Raw genomic sequence first — 14131 nt, 5'->3', positions numbered from 1 at the left:
TTACTCAACAAGGTTATGCTCATGTCTATCCCAACACCTCGCCTCCTTAGCCTGGTGCTCTTTTCTCCCCTGTTGCTTTCGGCCTGCAATGACAATGAGTCGACATCCCAGCCTGATACCCCACCACACCTGTTCAACGAGCCCAGGGCCTTCGATCTAGAGGCGCATCGTGGCGGCCTCGGCCTCGTCTCGGAAAGCACCCTGGCCGCCTTCACCAATGCGCTGGAGATGGGGGTCACCACCCTGGAGATGGACACCCAGATCACCCGGGATGGCATAGCGGTTGTGACCCATGATCGCAAGATCTCGGACAAGAAGTGTCTGGATACCCAGCCCGCCAGCGAGGGAGATCCCCTGTACCCCTACGTGGGCAAATACATCAAGGATCTCACCCTGGCCCAGGTGAAGACCCTGGATTGTGGCTCCCTGCCGCTGGCCGATTTTCCCGAGCAGGTGCAGGTCCCCGGTGCCACCATGCCGACCCTGCAAGAGGTGTTAGCCCTGGTGAACGCCTACCAGGCCGATCAGGTGCTGCTCAACATCGAGACCAAGGTCGAGGCGGGCGCACCGGAGGAGACGGCCCCCCGGGAGATCTTCGTCAAGACGGTGCTCAAGGAGATCCGTGACGCCGGTCTGATGCGGCAGGCAACCATACAGAGTTTCGACTGGGGCTCACTCATGCTGGCGCGGGAGCTCGAACCCAGCCTGCCCATCATAGCCTTGACCAATGGTCAGCAGTTCCTGCAGGTTGGCATGCCGGGTGCGTCTCCCTGGCTGGGGGGGCTCGACATCGATGACTTCAATGGGGATCTGGTGCAGGCCGTGGCCTCTTTCGGCGCCGATGCCATCTCTCCGGTGCACGGGGATCCCCAGGGGGGACGTTACGGGGATCCCGGCTATGTGGAGTACACCACTCCGGATCTGGTCGATGCCGCCCATGCCGAGGGCATCAAGGTGATCCCCTGGACGGTCGACGATGAGGGCACCATGAATCGCATGCTGGAGAACGGGGTCGACGGCATGATCACCGACTACCCGGATCGACTGCGGGTGGTGATGGAGGCGCGGGGGATCCCGCTGCCGCCCCCTGTCTCCCCACGTTGAAATGCAGGGCGTCTGCAGGCATGAGCTCGCCCATGTGCGGATAGTGCAGAGATAGGCTCAGAGACAAGTGCAAGGATAAGTGCAACAAGACGAGCTGCAGCCGCAGCTTGGTCTCGACCCCGGCTCTTACCGGGAACAATAGAAGAGGGGAGGCATGGTGCCTCCCCTCTTCCTGCCGTTTCACTATCGCCGCTGTGTCGCCCTCCGTGGGAACCGATATGCCTCGTGTTCATTCGCCTTGAGCGTCCTGGGTCAGACCAGCCGGTGCTGGCGTCTCCCGGCGGCAAAGGCGTTGATGTTGTCGATCAGCTGATCGGCCAGGCGCTGCATCGACTCTTCGCTGGCCCAGGCCACGTGCGGGGTCAGGATGAAGTTGGGATATTGCAGCGCCCGCATCAGCGGGTGATCCGGAGGGGGCGGCTCCTGGCTGGCCACATCGAAGCCGGCGCCGCCGAGCCGGCCGTTCCCCAACGCCTCCAGCAGCGCCTGCTCGTCCACCAGGCCGCCACGGCCTACGTTGATCAACAAGGCCGTCGGTTTCATCAGTGCCAGCTCACGCTCCCCGATGAGGTGGCGGGTGTAGGGAGTGAGCGGGCAGTGCAGGCTGATCACATCCGAGCTGGCCAACAGCTCATCGAGGGGCAGGCGATCGCCTGCTGCCTCACCGCCTATCTGGCTCTGGGCATAACGCACCTCCATGCCGATGCCAAGCGCCCGCTCGCCCAGGGCCTGGCCCAGGGTGCCCTTGCCGATGATGCCGAGCCGCTTGCCGTGCAGATCCATGATGGGGTGATCGAAGAAGCAGAACTGGCCGCTCTGTTGCCAGCGCCCCTCCAGCAGGGATTGGCGCCAGGCGAACAGGTTGCGTGACAGGGCCAGCATCAGGGCCATGGCATGCTCTGGCACCGAGGGGCCCGAATAGTTGCGGATGTTGCACACGGCGACGTTGGCGGCGCGGCACGCCTCCAGATCCAGGTTGTCGCTGCCGGTGGCGGCCAGGGCGATTAAGCGCAGCCCTGGCAACGCGGCCAGTTCGGCTTTGCCTATGCGCACCTTGTTGATGATGGCGATGCTGGCCTCACGCAGGCGAGGCACCACCTGATCCGGTGTCGTGGTCGGGTAACTCAACCAGTGATGGGGGAAGTCGGGGCGATGCAGTCGCACGCCCGCATCCAGGGTATCGCTGTCGAGGAAGACTATCTGCTGCATGGGGCCTCCGGCTATGGAGTCCCATGATGCCAAAGAAAGGGGGCGGAGGGCCACTGCCAATCGCCCTTGGCAGCGAGATCCCGCTCTGGGGCCGGATCCGCTATTTCATCCCCTGGCATCAGAGCCGTCAGAGCCAGCCAAGGTGAGTGAGCCAACCCTGGATGCGCCCCGGCGCCTCATCGAGTTCCATCAGGGCATAGGGGCGGTAGTTGAGATTGTGACTGCGCCGACTCTCCTCACGGCGTTGCTCGGCGGCCTGCAGTGGCCAGTTCCCCCCCTGCTCCTGATAGAGATCCAGCGTGGGTATGGTGCCTTGGGCGACCTGCTTGGCCAGGGTCTGGTTGCTCTGGGAATTGGGGAAGAAGCCGTCGAGCAGCACCAGGGCATCGGGGGCGGGCAGCTGCTCGCTGGCAATGAGGTTGCTGACCCAGGCGGCGCTGGTGCCCTGAGCCAGCAGCAGCTTGAAGCCCCCCGCCTGCCACTTGGCGTCACCGAGTTGGACGATGCGCTCGGCGAACTGTTTGCGAAAGGCATCTATGCCCTGCTGCTTCTTCTCGGCCGTGGGATCTAGCTCGGTTTGATTTGGGGAGGGCAGCAGCAACAGGGTATCGAAGCCGACGCGGGTCAGCTGGCGTGTCAGTTGCCACAACTGACCACTGCGCTGCCAGTCTGGCAGCAGGATGGCCAGACCCAGGTAGCTGTTGCTGTCATGTTTGGCAAAGAGCACCGTCTGTTTCTCCAGCTGACTGGCGCCGGGCAGACCTTGCCAGTCACGACTCTGCCAGTGATCCGCCGGAGGGGGCGGGGTCAGCTCGCTGGCAAGGAGAGGCCCACCGCTCAGGCTGCACAGGCTCAACAACAACGGTAGCGATACTCTGGCCATAGGCCCCTCTTGGCTCACCCTGGGTGCGGGTCTTACTGTTAGCGGCGGCCTGGGGCATTCCTGAAGGGGAGTCGAGGGATTAGGGGGTCATGGGCTGGGATCGCCAGACAGGCGGAGGAAGGTCGGCCAATAAAAAAGCGAGCCAGGGGCTCGCTTTTTTCAACACTGGCCTAAGCCGTCACATCAGTTGACGCGACGCTTGAACTCACCGGTGCGGGTATCGATTTCGATCTTGTCACCGATCTCTACGAAGGCGGCAACGGCCAGCTCGTAGGTGGTGCCCTTCAGACGGGCAGGCTTGGTCACTTTGCCGGAGGTGTCGCCACGGGCGGCCGGTTCGGTGTACTCGACTTCGCGGACTATGGTGGTCGGCAGTTCGACGGAGATGGCTTTCTCGTTGTAGAAAGTCACTTCGCAGATGTCTTCCATGCCGTCAACCATGTAGTTCAGGGCATCACCCAGGTTGTCTTTCTCGACATCGTGCTGGTTGTACTCGGTGTCCATGAAGACATACAGGGGATCGGAGAAGTAGGAGTAGGTGCACTCTTTACGCTCCAGCTGAACCACGTCCAGCTTGTCGTCGGCCTTGAAGACGGTCTCGGTGGCGCTGCCGTTGAGCAGGCCCTTCAGCTTCATCTTGACCACGGCGGAGTTACGGCCGGATTTGTTGAACTCGGCCTTCTGTACCACCATCGGCTCGGTGCCGATCATGACGACGTTACCAGCGCGGATTTCCTGTGCGGTTTTCATGTAAAAAATTCCTGTGCAATATGTGCGTATAAGGGGATAAAAACCGCCAGATTATATACGGCTTTCCAGAAATTTCACCAATCGCGTGAGGAGATCCCCATCCCTCAGCAACTTCTGTGACCAGTCTCCCCCATGTTGCCGCAAAATAGCGTCATATTGCGGCCATTTGTCCCAGAGCTCCCTCGTGCCATCCCCTTGATTAAGCGCATGGTTGAAGGCCCGTAGCCATTGACTGACCTCGGGTGGCAAGTCGGCCAGGTAATGATCGAGGAAGCCGTCCAGCTTGACCATGTGGGCCTGCTCCTCCTGGGGATAGATGTGCCAGAGGAAGGGACGCGCCGCCCACTGGGCCCGCACGAAAGAGTCTTCGCCGCGCACTAGATTGAGATCGCAGCTCCACAGCAGCCTGTCATAACCGGCCTGATCCGTCATCGGCAGCAGCTTGACGCTGAGGTTGCCCCCTCGCAACAGATCACCGGCCTGCACGGCCTGGCCCTCACAGCCCAGGCCCCGTAGCACGTCCGCCACGGCGCGGCCCAGCGGCAGCAACAGGGTGACCGGGGTTGGGCTGGCCTGCCAACCCTCGACCAGGCTGATGAGTGCCTCGCTCTCATAGGCAAACAGGCTGATGCGCCGCTCATCTTCCCCTTGGGGCGGCAGGCCGAGACTGGCCCAGTAGGCGACCAGTCCGGCCTCATCCTGTTGCCAGGCGTCCCGTGCCTGGATCAGTCCGCGCTCGCACAGCAGGCCACCGGTGCTGGGGGTGAAGCCCGGGAAAAAGAAGTATTTATTGAGGCTCAGCTTGCTCACCCGCTGGGGGGAGGCGAGGCCGTGGCAATCCTCGACCCAGGCTTCGGCACTGAGGTACTCCAGATTGATCCAGCAGGGGGGCGGGCTCTGCTCGGCCATGGCCTGTACGAAAGGCGTAGGCAGTTCGCAGGCAAAGGCTTCGATCACGACCCTGGCCGGGATGACATCGACGGGCAGGGTATAGTGCCAGTGCTGGATGTGGATCCCCTCAACCCACTGGCGATCCAGCGCAGGATCCAGCCCCGGACAGATGCGGGCGAAGCTGGCCAGATCGTCCACCCAGAGCCGTACCTGTCCATGACCCTCCTGCTCCAGCTGGCGGGCCAGCCGCCAGGTGACGCCTATGTCGCCGAAGTTGTCCACCACGGTGCAGAAGATGTCCCAGTCAAAGGGGGGCAGGGGGCTTGTCATGGCTCGGGGTTCCAGATGCAAAAAAAACCGGTGCGCAGGGTAGCACACCGGTGGGTTGGCTTCTAACCGTCAGCGGCGCGTTACTCCTTGCCGTAGACGTTGTTCTCTTGTTCGCGCACCCGGATAAAGGTGGTGAGCTTGGTCAACTCCTTGAGCTGGCTGGCGCCGACCCAGATAGATGCAGGTGGAGCAAACACAATGGGAGCGGGTTTACTCCTTGCCGTAGACGTTGTTCTCTTGTTCGCGCACCCGGATAAAGGTGGTGCGCTTGGTCAACTCTTTGAGCTGGCTGGCGCCGACGTAGGTGCAGGTGGATCGCACGCCGCCGAGGATGTCGCGCACCGTGTTCTCGACCGGGCCGCGATAGGGCAGCAGCACGGTTTTACCCTCGGAGGCGCGATAGTCGGCGACGCCGCCGGCGTGCTTGTCCATGGCGCTGGCCGAGCTCATGCCATAGAACTTCATGAAGGCGTTGCCTTCTGACTCGACGATCTCGCCGCCGCACTCCTCGTGGGCCGCCAGCATGCCCCCCAGCATCACGAAGTCGGCGCCGCCGCCAAAGGCCTTCGCCACGTCTCCCGGGCAGGCGCAGCCGCCGTCACCGACGATCTGGCCGCCCAGGCCATGGGCCGCATCGGCGCACTCAATGATGGCGGAGAGCTGGGGATAGCCGACCCCGGTCTTGACCCGGGTGGTGCAGACCGAGCCCGGGCCTATGCCGACCTTGACGATGTCGGCGCCGGAGAGGATCAGCTCCTCCACCATCTCGCCGGTGACCACGTTGCCGGCCAGGATGACGTGGTTCGGGCAGGCTTCACGAGTCTTGCGCAGGAATTCGACGAAGTGCTGGGAGTAGCCGTTGGCCACGTCCACGCAGATGAAGCGCAGGGCCGCCGACATGGCCAGGATCTGGCGGGTCTTGATAAAATCCTCTTCCGAGGTGCCGGTGGAGACCATCACATGGCCGAGCAGGGCCGGATCGGTTTCGCTGACGAAGGTTTGCCACTGGGCGAGGCTGTAGTGCTTGTGTACCGCCGTCATCATCTCGAAGCCCGCCAGGGTACGCGCCATGGCGAAGCTGCCGACGGTGTCCATGTTGGCGGCGATGACGGGCACCCCCTGCCACTGGCTCTGGGTGTGCTTGAAGGTGAACTGACGGGTCAGGCTGACTTGGGAGCGGCTCTTGAGGGTTGAGCGCTTGGGGCGAAACAGCACGTCTTTGAAACCGAGCTTCAAGTCTTCTTCGATACGCATGACATTTCCTTAATGAGCCTGGTCGAGGGGCCAGGAGCCCTGTCTGGATAAACGGCAGGCACAAAAAAACCGCAGGTTTTCGAGGCCTCCGGTTTACAACAGTCTAGTCAGAAATCCCTCCGGAACAAGACTGATAATGGCAGATCTTTTGTGGTAGCCTTTGGCGTCACAACCTGGGTTTTCCCCCGCGACGTCTCCCTCAGTTCCTCCGTTTACATCGCCTCGTCCCGTTGTCATTATTTTGTCGAAAGATGTCCGAATTTGTCGGAAGATAGCTGCCACTTTCCCGATCTTATCCCGGATGCACCGCGCCGCATTGACGGGGGCAACATCAAGCTTCAAGCTGGAACCGATGACGGGCAGGGGCCCGGCATAGATCAAAGAGGGTGAGCGACAGGATGAAACATCAGAACATTGCGCTGTGGGGCTTGCTGGCGCTGTCGCTGAGCACCTCGCAGGCCCAGGCCGACAGCGACCATGTCTATGGCTGGGTCGAGAAAGGGGTGATCATGCCAAGCGGGGTGACGGTCAAACTCAAGCTGGATACCGGTGCGCTCACCTCCTCCATGGATGCGCGAAACCTGACCCGCTTCGAGCGCGATGGCAAGGAGTGGGTGCGCTTCAATCTGAATATGAAAGATGTGGAGACAGACAAGCAGGTCAAGCAGGAGATAGAGCGGCCCGTGCTGCGCCGCGTGACGGTGAGTGGTGCCGGTGGCTCCGAGCAGCGGCCTGTGGTGCATATGTCCATTTGTATCGGTGAGACCCTCTACAAGGAGGAGTTCACCCTGCGATCCCGGGCGAACATGGTTTACCCGGTATTGCTGGGACGGCGCCTGTTGGCGGAGTTGGGTCCTGTGGATGCAGGGCGGACGTTCACCACCCAGCCTGAGTGCCCCTGAGCGGCCTCAACCACAAGGCTGCGCCCTGCCCATGCAAAGAGGGCCACGCCGGCAGGTGTGGCCCTCTCTGTTTTGGTGTCCCTGGGGTGTCCCGAGCCCGCTTGTGCGCCTGCTGCCGGGTCGGAGCGGCGTCACATCCAGATGTGCGCAGATGCGCGGCTTTATGGGGTTCCGTCGAGGATCACCCTGACCACCAGGCCCCCCTCGGCGCCATTGTGAATATCGAGCTCGGCGCGATGCAGCTCGGCGATGCTGCGCACTATCGCCATGCCAAGCCCGACGCCATCTCCCTGCTGGGGGTTGACCCGAAAGAAGCGCTCGCACAGTCGGGCCATGGCCTCGGCCGGAATGCCGGGTCCATTGTCCCGGACCTCCACCCGTACCCGCTTGCCGAGTTGCTCGACTCGCACGCTTATCTCCCCCTTGGCCTGGGTATAGCGCAGGGCATTGTCGATGAGATTGCTAAACAGCAGGTCGAGCAGGGTGGGCTGCCCCATGACCTCCGTCTGGCCCTCGACATCGAGGGAGAGTTGCTGATCCTTTTGCAACGCCAGGGGGGCCAGAGTGGCCAAGCTGCCCTGTAGCAGCTGGCCGAGATCGACGCGCTCCAGCACGGGATCCTGCTGATTGTCGATGCGGGCCTGGGTCAGCAACTGGCGCAACAGGCGATCGCTGCGATCCAGGGCGATCAGCATCTTGCCGAGGGAGTGGCGCCGACTCGCCTCATCCTGGGCCGCCAGGGCGTTCTCGCTATGGATGCGCAATACCGCCAGGGGGGTTCGCAGTTCATGAGCCGCCTCATTGGTGAACTGTTTTTCCCGCTCCAGGGTGTCGGCCAGGGTGTGCATCAGCCGGTTGATCTCGTTGGTGAGCGGCGTGATCTCTTGTACCTGGAGTTCGAGGTCGAGGGGATCCAGGTTGGCGGGGTGGCGCTCGCTGACGGCTTTCACCAGCTGGCGCAGTGGTGCGAGACCACGGGTGATCAGCCACCAGAGCAGGCCGAGCAGGAAGGGCAGGGTGATGAAGAGCGGCAGCATGGTGAGGGTGGCCATCTTGCTGGCCAGCTCGCCGCGTTCGTCGTCCCGCTCGGCGACAATGAGCCAGGTCTGCTGCTTGTCGTTATAGAGGGTGAAAGTGCGCCACTGATGCCGGTCGATATGCATCGTCTCGAAGCCGATCGCCAGCTTTACCATAGGGGTCACGGGAGCGCTGGGGGAGCGCAGCAGTATGACGCCGTCACTGTCGATGAGCTGGAAGGTGAGGTTGCGCTCGAATTCGTGGCCATAGGGGGTGGTATCCCTGTCCTCGCCACTGAGATTCATCCCCTTCTCATGGGGGCGAGTGCCCGGATTGCGCTGCTCCCAATCCTCATAGATGGTGCCATCGGCAGGCAGCGTCTTGGTGTGATTGATGTAACTGATCAGCAGTTGATTGGTGATACGGGACGATTGGGCCAACCGGGCATCAAACAGCTCCTCCATCTCGTGGCTCGCCTCGAGATAACCAATGAAGGCGCTGAGTACCAGGCTGCCGCCTACCAGAGTCAGTATGCCGGTGAGCAGGAAGCGACGAATGGAGCGCTGTGGTTTCATGAGAGCAAGATCTCGCAAGGAGGAGTGGTGACCATCAGGGGAGGGACTCTTTGAGCGGCACTATGTAGCCGACGCCACGGATGTTGCGAATGAGGTCCGAATAGAGCTTTTTACGCAGGTGGTGGATATGTACCTCGACCGCATTGCTCTCGGCGCCTTCATCCCAGCCATAGAGGCTCTGTTGCAGCTGCTCCTTGCTGAGCACTCGACCCGTCTGAGTCAACAGTTCCTGCAACAGCTTGTATTCATGAGGGGTGAGTCGCACGGCTTCCCCCCGATAGGTGACCTGCTGTGCATCCGGATAGAGCAGGATATCACCATATTCCAGCACCGACTGGGCCTGCCCCTTGCTGCGCCGCACCAGGGCGCGCAGGCGGGCGTTGAGCTCCTGCAGGGCAAACGGCTTGACCAGGTAATCGTCGGCACCGGCATCCAGGCCGAGCACCCTGTCATCCAGGGCATCCCGGGCGGTGAGGATCAATACCGGCAGGCTGTGCCCGGCGCGGCGCAGTTGGCGCAGCAGGCTGATGCCATCTATATCGGGCAGGTTGAGGTCCAGGATCAGGGTGGCGAACTCTTCGCATTTGAGCACGGACAGGGCAGGCAGGCCGAGCTGCAGCCAGTCCACGGTGTAACCGCTGCTGCGCAGGGCATCGCGCATGCCGTCACCCAGCATGAGATCGTCTTCCACCAACAGTACTCGCATACACAACTCCGGGTCAGCAAGGCCTCCCAGTATGTCTGCTGGCGAGCGCAGTTTAAACAAAGAATTCCACGGGTTAACTCACCCGCTTGGACAGGTTCTTGCGGGAGGAGAGAGGGCGGATTGCAGCCGCCCTCTCGGGTATGCCATGGCGTCAGAGTTTGGCAAGCAGCCCCTTGGCTTCGGCCCGTCGGCCCTGATCGGCCAGGGCGCGCCCCGGTCTGTCCGGTGCCTTGAGGGCGTGTTCCAGATAAGGCCTGGCTTCAGCCTTGCGGCCTTGATCTATCAGGAAGTCGCCATAGAAGAAGTTGGGGTCTATGCCGTCTGGATTGAGAGCAAGCGCCTGCTTGAGCAGTTGCTCCGCCTTTTCGTCATCGCCAAAACCCACCGGCCAACCCGGCACCTTGTAGTAGAGGGATCCCAGACTGGTATAAGCGGAGCCGTCGAGCGCCTTGGGATCCTGCTTGATGGCAATCTCCAGTTTGGTCTTGGCCGCCTTGACCAGACTCAGCGCCCCCAGCCCCCCCTTGGCACCGGCCCAGCTGCTCTGCACTATGGCAGACCAGATCAGCAGATCCGTGTTGAAGGGCGCCGCGGCGCTGGCCTCGGCTGCCTCGCTGTTCAACTGCTTGAGGCAGGTTTCCTGGTTGTCGCCGCTCTGCTGGTACTGACACTGGGCCCAGGCCTGTTGTATGCCACCGAGATCCAGGGGGGCGGCCTGGGAGAGGCCGGGGGTCAGTGCGAGCAGGGCAAGGGTGGCTATCACTGTCTTTTTCATTGTGTTTCTCCTTGATCCTGTTGCTTTTTTTGTTCGGTGTTGAGGGTCTGTCGTTGGCGGGCATGGCGTGCTATGACGGCATGTTGTTTGGCAAGGGCCCAGTCGACCAGGGCGGGTAGCAGGCCGTTGAGCCGCACAAACAAGGCCTCGGGCCAACCGAGCCAGTAGTTGCGCCCCTCCCGCATCAGGGCGTGCAACGCCGCCTCGGCCACGGCTTCCGGGGTATCGGTTTTGGTCCCAAGTTCAGCATTCATGGCATAGGCTTCGGTCGAGTTGAGTCGGGTGCGGGTCGCCCGTGGGGCGAAGTGGATCACCTTGATACCAGAGCCTTTCAGCTCCCTCCCCAGGGCTTCGCTAAAGCCGTGCAGGGCAAACTTGCTGGCGCAGTAGACGCTGTAGCCCGGGTAGCCGATGGCGCCGAAACAGGAGCCCACATTCATGATGAGGCCAGGGTGATTGAGCCTGGGCAAGAGGGCGCGGCAGAGCTGAACAGGGGCCTCCAGGTTAAGGCGCAGCTGGCGTTCGACCTGCTCGCTGCTCTGATCTTCCAACCAGGCAAACTCGTTGCAACCGGCGTTGTTGATCAGCACATCGATGGGCTCATCCAGTGCCGGGTGCTGCAGCAACTGAGCGCGGCCCGTTGCCGTCATCAGATCCGCTACCAGCAGTTGATGGCGGTCAGGGTTGGGTAGCCCCTTGCGCAGCCGCTCCAGGGCGCTGCTGCGGCGTCCATGCAGCAACAAGATGGCTCCCTGTGCTGCCAACTCCTGAGCCAGGGCCTCCCCGATGCCGCCGCTGGCACCGGTGAGCAGTATGCGCTTTGCGGAAAGATTCATGACGAGCGCTCCCCGGGTGAAAGAGAACAGATGACAGCCATCAATGGCGCTCCGTCAGGCTGTAGAGCATGTCGCCGTAGAGGCGGTAGACCACCTTGGCGGCATGAACAATGGCCCCCTGATCGGCCGGGTTCTCGACCCTGTCCATCAGGGATGCGAAGAACTTGAGGTGTTCCTGATCCAGGGCGCCGTGGGAGCTGAGATAGCTCATCGCCTGGGGTGGCAGACCCAATCCGCTCTTGAGCTGGTCGGCAATGGTGGTCGCGATGGCCACGCTGGTGCCTTCCAGCACCTGCACCATGCCGAAGAAGGCCATGGGATTGCCACGGGCTATCTGGTCATAGAGGAAGGCCACCATCAACTCGATGGGCTGCTCGGGCTGGCCGTGGCGCACCGCCTCTGCATCACCGCCGCAGGCGCGGATGTCGCTTAAGATCCACTCCTGATGACCGTACTCCTCGTCGATGTACTCCCGGATGGCGCCGCGCACCCACTCATACTCCTGTCCCAGCTTGCCGCCGGTGGCCATCAGCAGCGGCACGGTGTGGCGCACATGATAAAAGGCCTGGGCCAGGAAGGTGAGATAGGTCTGGCGGCTGATCTCGCCGCGGCGACAGGCTTCGATGATGGGCGCGCTGAGCAGATGTTCGCGCTCATGTGCGGTGGCGTGTTGCAGGGTCTGATAGAAGCTCATGAGGTCTCTCCTGTGAGGCCTTGGGTCAGGCATTGGTCGATCTGCCGGGAAAAGTGGTGATAGATCTCGTTGCGGCGGGGGCGACCGTTGGCGGTCAGCAGGCCGGGATGCTGATCCAGCGCCACCGGCAGCCAGTGGTGGATGCGGGCGTAATCGGGTAATTGCTGGTTGAGTTGCTCGATCTGTTGCGCCAGCTGGGTATGGCTGCCGGGCAGCGCCTGGATCAGCGCCACGTTGGCGGGCTGACCGTCGCCAAATACCACGATGCGGCCGATGGCGGGACAGAGCTGGGCCTCGGCCTCTATCCATTCGGGGGAAAAGTTGCGACCAAAGGCGGTGATCTGGACATTTTTCTTGCGCCCGGTGAGGTGCAGATACCCCTCCTCGTCCAGTTGGCCGAGATCGCCTGTGGCAAGGGGGCCCTGGTTGCACTGGGGGTCACCCAGGTAGCCGAGCATGGTGGCGCCCTCCACCATGACCTCGCCATCCAGGGCAATGCTGACTCGGCAGTGGGCCAGAGGCCTCCCCACGCTGCCCACTTTCATCTGATCCGGGCCATTGAGCGCCACGACAGAACCGCATTCGGAGAGGCCATAACCCTCATAGACGGGCAAGCCGAGGGCGCGGGCACGCAGGATCAGTGCAGGGGCCACCTTGCCGCCACCGACGGCAATGAAACGTACCTCCCCGGCGAGATCTGGCTGGTTGGCGCGCAGGCCGACCAGCAGGCGCAGCAACTCGGGCACCAGCACCAGGCTGTGGCTGGGCCAGCGTGTGAGTGCCTCGGCCAATATCATGGGGTCCAGCTTGCTGGAGCCGGAGAAACCGAGCTCGACCGGGGAAGGGATGCGGCTGCAGGCGCCGGTGAGCAGTGGCACATAGAGGCCGGTAAGATTCTCCAGCAGGGTGGCCAGGGGCAACAGGGTCAGGTGCCGTTCAACCCCGGCTGGCGCGACCCGTTCGGCCAGGGAGTGGCACACCCTCATCAGATGGGGTCAGGAGAGGCAGACTCCCTTGGGCTGCCCCGTGCTGCCGGAGGTGTAGGTTATCTTGGCGGTACCCTCTGGCAGGGCTGGGACCTGAGCTGGCTGGCAGCGCCACAGCGTCAGTTCGGCGCCGAGCAGGGTGAGGGGGTGATCCGCTTGCCAGCCATCACGGGCAGGGCCGACCAGGGCATCGGCCCCGCTGCTCTGGAACAGCCAGGCCTGCTGCTGCGCACTAAAGAAGTGGGGCACGGGGATCACGACGATGTTGGCCAGGGCGCAGGCCAGGTCGATTAGCGCCCAGGGCAGGCCATTATCGAGTTGCAGGGCGAGGCGGCGCACCCCCGCGTCTTCCAGATGCCAGGCCAGGCTGCGTATTTGAGGCCAGAGTTCGCCATAACTCAGGCTCTGCTGGCTGTCACACAGGGCCGGGCGGTGCGGATCCTGACAGGAGAGATCGAACAGGGTGTCGAACAGGCTCATAAGGATGCCCTCATCTGGCAGGGAAACAGGGACGGCATCGGCCCCAACAGGGAGATCAGCAGACTGTTCTGGCTCAACACCTGGCGCCCCAGGCCGAGATCGCCAGCCATGACTCTGGGCTGGCACTGGTAATAGGCCCCCCAAGCCTGAGCGTCTTCACCGACCCGGTGCGGCTCGGCGCTCGCCAGCTCAACGGGCTCGAGGTGCAGGCGATGGAAACTGTTGCGCAGCTTGGCGGTGCCGGTGAAGACCACCACATCCAACGCATTGTCACAGAGCAGGCAGGTGAGGGCGGCGAACATCAGGCGCGCATTGCCCGGGGTCAGGCAGGCGAAGTTGCCGACCTCTATGATGCGCTCTCGCCCCGTCTGGATGCCGAGGCCGCAGGCGATCGCATCTTCAATCGGCTGCTCCAGATACTGCTCCAGATAGAGGGGCTCATCCCTGGCAAGCTGGAGGCCACAGGCCCCCACCAGCAGACCATCGGCGCGATAGAGACCGACGAGGCAAGAGAGAAAGTGGGGTATGGTGGCATCGAATTCACGCTGATAGGCGTGCTGGATATAGGCTTGCAATTCGGCCCTCTGCTGCGGCTGCTCGGCCAGCACGAGCCGATAGGGGGCTTGGATATCTGTCGTCATGGGCCATCTCCTCATCGTCAATGAGTGCAGCCTAAAAGAGCAAACTTAAGACACCATTAAGAAGATGAAAAAATAGGCTCCGATAATGTCCGGTCATG

At 62.4% G+C, this 14131-nt stretch carries 14 protein-coding genes and 1 pseudogene; 3 read left to right on the top strand and 12 right to left on the bottom strand.

Annotation, left to right across the window (positions count from 1 at the left end):
* The first annotated feature begins 21 nt into the window (after positions 1-21).
* Positions 22-1104: a glycerophosphodiester phosphodiesterase gene (locus BN1130_RS06200; RefSeq protein ID WP_042041015.1), complete on the top strand. Its 1083-nt coding sequence runs from the start codon at positions 22-24 to the stop codon at positions 1102-1104.
* Positions 1105-1356: 252 nt separating this feature from the next.
* Here BN1130_RS06200 and BN1130_RS06195 read toward each other — a convergent pair whose 3' ends face one another.
* Positions 1357-2313, bottom strand: a complete 957-nt coding sequence (locus tag BN1130_RS06195; RefSeq protein WP_042040891.1) for a D-2-hydroxyacid dehydrogenase — start codon at positions 2311-2313, stop codon at positions 1357-1359.
* Between the two features lie 23 nt (positions 2314-2336).
* Here BN1130_RS06195 and BN1130_RS23010 point away from each other — a divergent pair, with 23 nt between their 5' ends.
* Positions 2337-2459: a hypothetical protein gene (locus BN1130_RS23010; RefSeq protein ID WP_259235476.1), complete on the top strand. Its 123-nt coding sequence runs from the start codon at positions 2337-2339 to the stop codon at positions 2457-2459.
* Here BN1130_RS23010 and BN1130_RS06190 read toward each other — a convergent pair.
* The 4 genes from BN1130_RS06190 to BN1130_RS06175 form a co-directional block, all read right to left on the bottom strand.
* Positions 2441-3196, bottom strand: a complete 756-nt coding sequence (locus BN1130_RS06190) for a DUF3530 family protein (RefSeq protein WP_042040890.1) — start codon at positions 3194-3196, stop codon at positions 2441-2443. The genes BN1130_RS23010 and BN1130_RS06190 overlap by 19 nt on opposite strands.
* Before the next feature lie 183 nt (positions 3197-3379).
* Positions 3380-3946: an elongation factor P gene (efp, locus tag BN1130_RS06185; RefSeq protein ID WP_042040889.1), complete on the bottom strand. Its 567-nt coding sequence runs from the start codon at positions 3944-3946 to the stop codon at positions 3380-3382.
* Between the two features lie 51 nt (positions 3947-3997).
* Entirely contained in the window at positions 3998-5167 is a 1170-nt protein-coding gene (earP, locus tag BN1130_RS06180; RefSeq protein ID WP_042040888.1) for an elongation factor P maturation arginine rhamnosyltransferase EarP, read from the bottom strand.
* A 210-nt stretch (positions 5168-5377) separates the two neighbouring features.
* Positions 5378-6421 (bottom strand): GMP reductase, encoded by a 1044-nt coding sequence (locus BN1130_RS06175; protein ID WP_042040887.1) that lies wholly within the window; start codon positions 6419-6421, stop codon positions 5378-5380.
* Positions 6422-6819: 398 nt separating this feature from the next.
* On the opposite strand from BN1130_RS06175, the gene rloA3 reads away from it, so the two are divergent.
* The gene (gene rloA3 / locus BN1130_RS06170; RefSeq protein WP_042040886.1) at positions 6820-7323 is read left to right on the top strand and encodes a retropepsin-like aspartic peptidase RloA3; all 504 of its coding nucleotides are present in this window, start codon (positions 6820-6822) and stop codon (positions 7321-7323) included.
* A 161-nt stretch (positions 7324-7484) separates the two neighbouring features.
* On the opposite strand, the gene BN1130_RS06165 is transcribed toward rloA3, so the two are convergent.
* The 7 genes and pseudogenes from BN1130_RS06165 to BN1130_RS06135 all read right to left on the bottom strand — a co-directional run bounded on the left by BN1130_RS06165 (position 7485) and on the right by BN1130_RS06135 (position 14033).
* The gene (locus tag BN1130_RS06165) at positions 7485-8915 is read right to left on the bottom strand and encodes an ATP-binding protein (protein ID WP_042040885.1); all 1431 of its coding nucleotides are present in this window, start codon (positions 8913-8915) and stop codon (positions 7485-7487) included.
* Positions 8916-8949: 34 nt separating this feature from the next.
* Complete coding sequence (locus tag BN1130_RS06160; protein WP_042040884.1) at positions 8950-9621, bottom strand: response regulator; 672 nt, start codon at positions 9619-9621, stop codon at positions 8950-8952.
* 151 nt (positions 9622-9772) lie between these two features.
* The gene (locus tag BN1130_RS06155) at positions 9773-10396 is read right to left on the bottom strand and encodes a tetratricopeptide repeat protein (RefSeq protein WP_042040883.1); all 624 of its coding nucleotides are present in this window, start codon (positions 10394-10396) and stop codon (positions 9773-9775) included.
* Positions 10393-11232, bottom strand: a complete 840-nt coding sequence (locus tag BN1130_RS06150) for an SDR family oxidoreductase (RefSeq protein ID WP_042040882.1) — start codon at positions 11230-11232, stop codon at positions 10393-10395. Before BN1130_RS06150 ends, BN1130_RS06155 begins: the two co-directional genes overlap by 4 nt.
* A 40-nt stretch (positions 11233-11272) precedes the next feature.
* Positions 11273-11926, bottom strand: a complete 654-nt coding sequence (locus BN1130_RS06145; protein ID WP_042040881.1) for an iron-containing redox enzyme family protein — start codon at positions 11924-11926, stop codon at positions 11273-11275.
* Positions 11923-13392: pseudogene (locus BN1130_RS06140) on the bottom strand (AMP-dependent synthetase/ligase). Before BN1130_RS06140 ends, BN1130_RS06145 begins: the two are co-directional and overlap by 4 nt.
* Positions 13389-14033, bottom strand: coding sequence for a thermostable hemolysin (locus tag BN1130_RS06135; protein WP_042040880.1), 645 nt, complete (start codon positions 14031-14033; stop codon positions 13389-13391). The pseudogene BN1130_RS06140 and the gene BN1130_RS06135 overlap by 4 nt, the downstream one beginning before the upstream one ends.
* Positions 14034-14131: the final 98 nt, after the last annotated feature.

Source organism: Aeromonas rivuli, from assembly GCF_000820045.1.
GTDB classification, from domain to species: Bacteria; Pseudomonadota; Gammaproteobacteria; order Enterobacterales; family Aeromonadaceae; genus Aeromonas; species Aeromonas rivuli.
The sequence above is the reverse complement of the archived record's forward strand: the minus strand, read 5'-3'. Positions and strand labels throughout refer to the sequence as shown.

Coding starts and splice junctions, on each gene's coding strand:
- BN1130_RS06155 (WP_042040883.1), bottom strand. CDS start 10,396: ATGAAAAAGACAGTGATAGCCACCCTTGCCCTGCTCGCACTGACCCCC.
- BN1130_RS23010 (WP_259235476.1), top strand. CDS start 2,337: ATGATGCCAAAGAAAGGGGGCGGAGGGCCACTGCCAATCGCCCTTGGC.
- BN1130_RS06160 (WP_042040884.1), bottom strand. CDS start 9,621: ATGCGAGTACTGTTGGTGGAAGACGATCTCATGCTGGGTGACGGCATG.
- BN1130_RS06165 (WP_042040885.1), bottom strand. CDS start 8,915: ATGAAACCACAGCGCTCCATTCGTCGCTTCCTGCTCACCGGCATACTG.
- efp (WP_042040889.1), bottom strand. CDS start 3,946: ATGAAAACCGCACAGGAAATCCGCGCTGGTAACGTCGTCATGATCGGC.
- BN1130_RS06200 (WP_042041015.1), top strand. CDS start 22: ATGTCTATCCCAACACCTCGCCTCCTTAGCCTGGTGCTCTTTTCTCCC.
- rloA3 (WP_042040886.1), top strand. CDS start 6,820: ATGAAACATCAGAACATTGCGCTGTGGGGCTTGCTGGCGCTGTCGCTG.
- BN1130_RS06195 (WP_042040891.1), bottom strand. CDS start 2,313: ATGCAGCAGATAGTCTTCCTCGACAGCGATACCCTGGATGCGGGCGTG.
- BN1130_RS06190 (WP_042040890.1), bottom strand. CDS start 3,196: ATGGCCAGAGTATCGCTACCGTTGTTGTTGAGCCTGTGCAGCCTGAGC.
- BN1130_RS06145 (WP_042040881.1), bottom strand. CDS start 11,926: ATGAGCTTCTATCAGACCCTGCAACACGCCACCGCACATGAGCGCGAA.
- BN1130_RS06175 (WP_042040887.1), bottom strand. CDS start 6,421: ATGCGTATCGAAGAAGACTTGAAGCTCGGTTTCAAAGACGTGCTGTTT.
- BN1130_RS06135 (WP_042040880.1), bottom strand. CDS start 14,033: ATGACGACAGATATCCAAGCCCCCTATCGGCTCGTGCTGGCCGAGCAG.
- BN1130_RS06150 (WP_042040882.1), bottom strand. CDS start 11,232: ATGAATCTTTCCGCAAAGCGCATACTGCTCACCGGTGCCAGCGGCGGC.
- earP (WP_042040888.1), bottom strand. CDS start 5,167: ATGACAAGCCCCCTGCCCCCCTTTGACTGGGACATCTTCTGCACCGTG.